The 3,894-nt window shown below is 68.7% G+C and carries 4 protein-coding genes; 1 reads left to right on the plus strand and 3 read right to left on the minus strand.

Features of this window, described 5'->3' with window-relative positions:
• From ACWCO3_RS32545 to ACWCO3_RS32555, 3 genes are all read right to left on the minus strand, one after another.
• The coding region (locus ACWCO3_RS32545; protein WP_450013751.1) for a 2Fe-2S iron-sulfur cluster-binding protein at window positions 1-315 on the minus strand (315 nt) is incomplete at its 3' end.
• Window positions 312-2,249 carry a fumarate reductase/succinate dehydrogenase flavoprotein subunit gene (locus ACWCO3_RS32550; protein ID WP_145784180.1) on the minus strand — a complete coding sequence of 646 codons (1,938 nt, stop codon included), beginning with the start codon at window positions 2,247-2,249 and terminating at the stop codon, window positions 312-314. The genes ACWCO3_RS32550 and ACWCO3_RS32545, both read right to left, overlap by 4 nt.
• A gap of 1 nt (window position 2,250) precedes the next feature.
• Window positions 2,251-2,934: a succinate dehydrogenase cytochrome b subunit gene (locus ACWCO3_RS32555; protein WP_145784178.1), complete on the minus strand. Its 684-nt coding sequence runs from the start codon at window positions 2,932-2,934 to the stop codon at window positions 2,251-2,253.
• Window positions 2,935-3,017: 83 nt separating this feature from the next.
• On the opposite strand from ACWCO3_RS32555, the gene ACWCO3_RS32560 reads away from it, so the two are divergent.
• On the plus strand, window positions 3,018-3,894 hold an 877-nt coding region (locus ACWCO3_RS32560), incomplete at its 3' end, for a LysR family transcriptional regulator (protein ID WP_450013753.1).

The raw sequence follows: 3,894 nt of genomic DNA on the forward strand, positions 1-3,894 counted from the left end.
GCTGGCCCGCCACGGCTCGATGTCGATCGTCTCGCCGTCCTTGAACTGGCGCATGTGCAGCTGGCACGCCGTGGTGCCGCGCTGCGGCCCGTGCGCGTCACCGTTGATCATCAGGCCGCACATGCCGCAGATGCCCTCGCGGCAGTCGTGGTCGAACGCCACCGGGTCCTCGCCGGCGAGGATCAGCCGCTCGTTGAGCACGTCGAGCATCTCCAGGAACGACATGTCCGGGGACACGTCGTCGACCGGGTAGGTCACCATCCGACCCTTGTCCTCAGGGCCCTTCTGGCGCCAGATGCGCAGGGTCAGGTTCACTTGTAGCTCCGCTGCGTGGGGTGGACGTACTCGAATGTCAGGTCTTCCTTGTGCAGCACCGAGGGTTCGCCGTCGGCGGTGAACTCCCAGGCCGCCACGTACGCGAACCGGTCGTCGTCGCGCTGCGCCTCACCGTCGGGGGTCTGGTGCTCGGCCCGGAAGTGGCCGCCGCAGGACTCCTCGCGGTGCAGGGCGTCGATGCACATCAGCTCGGCCAGTTCGAAGAAGTCGGCGACGCGGCCGGCCTTCTCCAATGACTGGTTGAGTTCCTCGCCGGTGCCGGACACCTTGACCCGCTGCCAGAACGCCTCGCGCAGGTCGCGGATCTCGCCGATCGCCTTGCGCAGCCCGGCCTCGCTGCGCTCCATGCCGCAGTGTTCCCACATGATCTGGCCCAGCTCGCGGTGGAACGAGTCCACGGTCCGGTCCCCGTTGACGGCCAGCAGCCGCCGAATCCGGTCCTCGACGTCGGTGCGGGCCTCGATCGCCGCCGGGTGGCTGGCGTCGACCTTGTCCAGCCCGCCGGAGGCCAGGTAGTTGGCGATGGTGGTGGGCAGGACGAAGTAACCGTCGGCGAGGCCCTGCATCAGCGCCGAGGCGCCGAGCCGGTTTGCGCCGTGGTCGGAGAAGTTCGCCTCACCGATCACGAACAGGCCGGGGATGTTCGACTGGAGGTCGTAGTCGACCCACAGGCCGCCCATCGTGTAGTGCACGGCGGGGTAGATGCGCATCGGCACCTCGTACGGGTCCTCGCCGGTGATCCGCTCGTACATCTCGAAGAGGTTGCCGTACTTGGCCTCGATGGCCTTGCGGCCCAGCCGGTTGATCGCGTCGGCGAAGTCGAGGTAGACGCCGAGCTTGGTCGGGCCGACGCCCCGGCCCTCGTCGCACACGTTCTTGGCGGCGCGGGACGCGATGTCGCGGGGGACCAGGTTGCCGAAGGAGGGGTAGATCCGCTCCAGGTAGTAGTCCCGCTCGTCCTCCGGAATGTCCTTCGGGCTGCGGTCGTCGCCCTTGGCCTTCGGCACCCAGACCCGGCCGTCGTTGCGCAGCGACTCGCTCATCAGGGTCAACTTCGACTGGTGGTCGCCGGAGACCGGGATGCAGGTCGGGTGGATCTGCGTGTAGCAGGGGTTGGCGAAGTACGCGCCCTTGCGGTGTGCCCGCCAGGTGGCGGTGACGTTGCAGCCCTTGGCGTTGGTGGAGAGGTAGAAGACGTTGCCGTAGCCGCCGGAGGCGAGCACGACGGCGTCGGCCATCTCGGTGCTGATCTCGCCGGTGACCATGTCCCGGACGACGATGCCGCGGGCCTTGCCGTCGACGAGGACCAGCTCCAGCATCTCGTGCCGGGTGTTCATCTCCACGTTGCCCAGGCCGATCTGCCGCTCCAGCGCCTGGTACGCGCCGAGCAGCAGCTGCTGGCCCGTCTGCCCCCGGGCGTAGAAGGTGCGCTGCACCTGGGCGCCGCCGAAGGAGCGGGTGTCCAGCAGGCCGCCGTACTCGCGGGCGAACGGCACACCCTGGGCGACGCACTGGTCGATGATGTTGACCGAGACCTCGGCGAGGCGGTGCACGTTCGACTCGCGGGAGCGGAAGTCGCCGCCCTTGACGGTGTCGTAGAACAGCCGGTGCACGGAGTCGCCGTCGTTGCGGTAGTTCTTCGCCGCGTTGATGCCGCCCTGCGCCGCGATGGAGTGTGCCCGGCGTGGGCTGTCCTGGTAGCAGTAGGACTTGACGTGGTAGCCCTGCTCGGCGAGGGTCGCCGCGGCCGAGCCGCCGGCGAGACCGGTGCCGACCACGATCACCGTCATCTTGCGGCGGTTGGCCGGGTTGACCAGCTTGGCCTCGAAGCGCCGGGTCTCCCAGCGCTTCTCGACCGGGCCGGCGGGTGCCTTGGTGTCGGCGATCGGGTCGCCCTCGGTGAAGAGTTCCATGTCAGGACACCAATCCGGTGAGTACGGCGAACGGGACCACCAGGTACCCGGCGCAGAGCAGCACGGCGAAGACCAGAGCTGCGACGCGGGCCCGACGCTCGCCGCGCGGCGTCTGCTGGCCGAGGCTGCGGAACGCGCTGAACGCGCCGTGGCGCAGGTGGAAGCCCACCGTGACGATGGCGAGCGTGTAGAAGAGCGTGACGTACCAGCGTTCCGGCGCGAAGTCGGCGACGACGTTGCCGTACGGCTTGCTCTCGTTTCCGACCGGGTTGAGCGTGCCGGTGGTCAGGTCCAGCAGGTGGTAGATCACGAAGAGCAGGATGATCACGCCACCCCAGCGCATCGTGCGGGCCGCGTAGCTGCCGTTGACCTTCTTGCGGTGGGCGTACTTGACCGGGCGGGCGGCGCGGGCGCGCCGAGCCAGCACGGTGGCGGCGACGATGTGGGCGACGACCGCCACGACCAGCACGGTGCGCAGGATCCACAGGAACCAGACGCCGGGCAGCAGTGGCTTGCCGATGTCGCGCAGCCAGTGCGCGTAGTGGTCGAACGAGGTCTCCCCCGTGAACACCTTGAGGTTCCCGAGCATGTGGGCGATGAGGAACAGCGCCAGCAGGATGCCCGTCACCGCCATGACGGCCTTGAGGCCGACGTTGGAGCGGATGGGCGACCGAGTTTTCGTCATTACCACGAGTCCGACGCTAGGAGCACTTTGATCAGTCGTCCAATGCATCAAACTCGTAGTGTTGATAGCCGTAAGCTATGTAGATGCAGCTCCATCAGCTTCGGTACTTCGTCGCGGTGGCCGAAGTACGACATTTCACCCAAGCCGCCGACATCGTGGGCATCACTCAGCCTTCTCTCAGTAAGCAAATTCACGCTCTGGAGGCCGACCTCGGGGCGCCGCTGTTCGAACGGGTAAGGGGCAACATCGCCCTCACCGCGGCGGGTGAGGTGCTGTTGCCCCTGGCCACCCGGATCCTCGCCGACGTGGAGACCGCGACCCGGGAGGTGCAGGAGCTGGTCGGGCTCCGTCGGGGTCGCGTCCGGCTCGGGGCCACCCCGAGTCTGGCCACCTCGCTCGCCCCTCCGGTGCTACGCCGGTTCCGCGACGCGCACCCCACCATCGACCTGCGGGTGGAGGAGGGCGGTTCCCAGGACCTGGTGCGGGACCTGCTCCGCGGCGATCTCGACCTGGCGTTGATCATCATGCCGGCGCAGGGCGCCGACCCCGGGCTGCGGGTCGACCCGATCCTGCGGGAGAGCCTGGTGGTGGCCTCGGTGGACGAGGTGCCGACCGCCTCGGCGACCGGCGATCTGCGCATCACCGACCTGCGCGACCTGCCGATGGTCATGTTCCGCGAGGGCTACGACCTGCGCGACGCCACCATCCAGGCGTGTCGCGAGGCGGGGTTCGAACCGAGCTTCGCGGTGGACGGTGGCGAGATGGACGCCGTGCTCAGCTTCGTCGAGGCGGGGCTCGGCATCGCGCTGGTGCCGGGCATCGTGCTGGCCCGCCGACCGGGCGTGCGGATCACCCCGCCGCACCCCCGGCGGTGCGGACGGGGCGGTGGAGACGGTGGCGCTCGTGCAGTGCGTGTTCGGCACCGGCGGCTCGATGCAGGTGGTGGCATTCGACCGGGAC

The organism is Micromonospora sp. NPDC002411 (assembly GCF_053592955.1).